The sequence below is a fragment of the Bradyrhizobium sp. WSM4874 genome (genome assembly GCF_055811835.1).
The window spans coordinates 1-1,121 of record NZ_JBVVPR010000154.1; the positions used below are offsets into that span (position 1 = coordinate 1).

General features: G+C 53.7%; 1 protein-coding gene. It reads right to left on the minus strand.

All coding sequences use genetic code 11. The annotated features are described in order from the left end of the window. Positions 1–54: 54 nt before the first annotated feature. A partial coding sequence (locus AC0L3P_RS39780) for a thioesterase domain-containing protein (RefSeq protein WP_473309436.1) occupies positions 55–1,121 on the minus strand: 1,067 nt, incomplete at its 5' end.

Genomic DNA, 1,121 nt, shown 5'->3' on the forward strand with positions numbered 1-1,121 from the left:
CCACGTCTCGAGGGCCGCGTAACATTCATCCCGGCAACGTCGGCCCGACGTAGTTCAACACCGATCGGGACATCCCCGCGCCTGCGATTGGCCCAGCGTTCTCGGTGAATTGGGTAAGGCCATTGAAATGGCTCGAGCCAGAACTTCGCGGTTTTCCGGGACACGCATCATAGTCACGTGGTCGCCTGGAACCGGTACGGCATGAACGGCCTCCGCACTCAAGACCCGGTCCCAACCCCGCATGGGCGAACTTGCTTCTGGACCTATTGGATTTGTACGAGATCGTGCCCGACGGCTGAGGAGAGGCTCGTTGGCATAGAACTGGTGTATCTCAACTGGTAGAGATGGAACTTGATACAAATCCAGGGCCGTTTGGAATTGCGCGGTCTTTTCATACATCAGAACGGCATTTTGCAGATCACAATCCAGGGGTATGGCCCCAATTTGCTGCGCCTTTTCAAGCAGCTGGACAATTGAACTTTGTACAGCAAAGCCTTCCAACACTTCGAAGCTCTCATCATCCAAGGATTCAAAAGAATCCAGCAGCACTTCCCGTACCATTTGGGTGGGCGATATGCTTGATCGATTTGCAGGTAACGCAACATCGATGAACGCCATGAATGACACAACTTCATCGAGACTTAGTAAGCGCTGCGCAATTGCATAAGCCAACATTGCGCCTGACGAGTATCCAGCAAAGCGGTATGGACCCTGTGGCTGGATCTCTCTAATTGCTAGGATTAGCTCCGCTGCTATCGCCTCAAGAGTTGGTGGACAAACGTCATTGAAAGATGGCCATGGCAGAGCATAGACCGCACAGTCTACGTCCATTTCCTTCACCAAACCGAGGACATAGGAACAATCGCCCAAACCTGTGGGAACAAAGAAGAGCGGTGGCTGTGATGTCGTTGCGAGAACGGAAATCACTTCCGGACTGATGGGCTGTCGCTCAAAATGAATCTTCGATGCGAGTTCCTTCAGAACAGGGGTTTGGAAGAGATCGGCGGCGCTAAACGTCAGCCTAAGATCTAATGCTCGACTGAGCAGCTGCACCGCCAACAGCGAATGGCCGCCCAGCTCGAAGAAGTGGTCGTGGCGGCCGACCCGCGCCACACCGAGAA